Consider the following 1,468-nt stretch of genomic DNA (forward strand, 5'->3'; position numbering starts at 1 on the left):
TAACTTTTATAAAACTTATCCATTCATATTTAAATATATAAGGAGTGATTTTTGTGAAAACTAGTAGTATGTTTTGTTCATTAAGTAAGAAATGTAAAGTTCAATATTCAAAGGAAATAAGCGAAAATCTTTCAAAAGAAAATGAACAATTAGAAAATTTATATAATAAAGATCAGACTGTTGAAAAATAATATCATTTTCAACTAATTAAATAGATAAAAAGCTCTAACCTTACACTGATGTATTGTTAGAGCTTTTTATTTTATATCATATAAAGTAAATGAAAGCTATGCTTCCATCCACTTTTTTGATTCTTCATATATATTTTCTGCTCCTAATATAGCTGACACTACTGCATATCCTGCTACATTAAAATCGTCTAATTCACCTTTATTTTCCAGGGTAATACCACCTATACAAATAATAGGTATATCCACCTCATCCATTATCTTCTTCAAATCATTCTTGCTTACACTATCTGCATCTAATTTAGTAGAAGTAGTAAACATAGCGCCAACACCTATATAATCTGCTCCATCTTCTTTAGCTTTTGCAGCTTGAGTAATATTTTTAGCAGATACTCCTAGTATTTTGTCAGGTCCGATTAACCTTCTAACCTCATTAGCAGGTATATCTTTTTGCCCCACATGAACTCCATCTGCATCAACTAACATAGCTATATCTACTCTATCATTAATTATTAATAAAGCATCATATTTTCTAGTTAACTCTCTTAATTTGTAGGCTCTCTCTAAAAACTCATTTCCTAGGAAATTTTTTTCCCTTAGTTGTATTGTTTTAATTCCTGCTTTTAGAGAGTCCTCTATTGCCTCATAAAAATCTCTTCCTTCTAAGATTTTTGAGTCCGTTACTAAGTAAACTTTTAATTTATCCATATCTTCTCCTCTATTGTACAGGCTTATTGTCAATTCTAACTTCATTATTTAATTTAGCTTCTTTGGCTATTCTTGCAAGTGGCATAAAGGCTATAGTAATTGAACATAGTATTCCTTCTACACCAACACTTGAGAAGTTATATAAAAATGAGTATAACCATACGTTCATACCTTTTGGAGCATATTCCCCGAAAAATACTACCCCAGATAAAACACTACATGCTACACTTAACATACTAGCCATTAAACACCCAAGTATCGCATGTGATTTTTTTTCTCTACCAAAGCTTCCTGCAAAACCTAAAACTATGTTTGCTAATATATAGTCTAATATTAGTTGTACTGGATGAACTACATATGCACCATTTAATAGCTTTAGTCCTCCGTAGACTAAACCTGCAGTTAATCCTTCACCTTTTCCATATAATAAAGATACTAGCATTACTGGCATCATTGATAATAATGCTATTCCTCCACCTTGAGGATATTGAATAAATTGAATCATACTTAAAATAAATGCTATTCCACTAAACATCCCTATCGCTACTATTTTTTTAGTAGTGAATTTTGTT

The 1,468-nt window shown here is 30.4% G+C and carries 3 protein-coding genes; 1 reads left to right on the top strand and 2 read right to left on the bottom strand.

The window, feature by feature from the left end; all coding sequences use genetic code 11:
* Positions 1–53 precede the first annotated feature (53 nt).
* Entirely contained in the window at positions 54–191 is a 138-nt protein-coding gene (locus ACRC03_RS19390; protein WP_438652236.1) for a hypothetical protein, read from the top strand.
* A gap of 96 nt (positions 192–287) precedes the next feature.
* On the opposite strand, the gene thiE is transcribed toward ACRC03_RS19390, so the two are convergent.
* Together thiE and thiT are read right to left on the bottom strand one after the other, a co-directional pair.
* Positions 288–896, bottom strand: a complete 609-nt coding sequence (gene thiE / locus ACRC03_RS19395; RefSeq protein WP_438654258.1) for a thiamine phosphate synthase — start codon at positions 894–896, stop codon at positions 288–290.
* Positions 897–906: 10 nt separating this feature from the next.
* Positions 907–1,468: energy-coupled thiamine transporter ThiT (gene thiT, locus ACRC03_RS19400; RefSeq protein ID WP_438654259.1), on the bottom strand; the 562-nt coding region annotated here is incomplete at its 5' end.

The organism is Romboutsia sp. (genome assembly GCF_051659545.1).
Classification (GTDB): domain Bacteria; phylum Bacillota; class Clostridia; order Peptostreptococcales; family Peptostreptococcaceae; genus JBOFOR01.

Bases quoted from the DNA above. Each gene is read 5' to 3' on its own strand.
- thiE (WP_438654258.1), bottom strand. From the start codon at position 896: ATGGATAAATTAAAAGTTTACTTAGTAACGGACTCAAAAATCTTAGAA.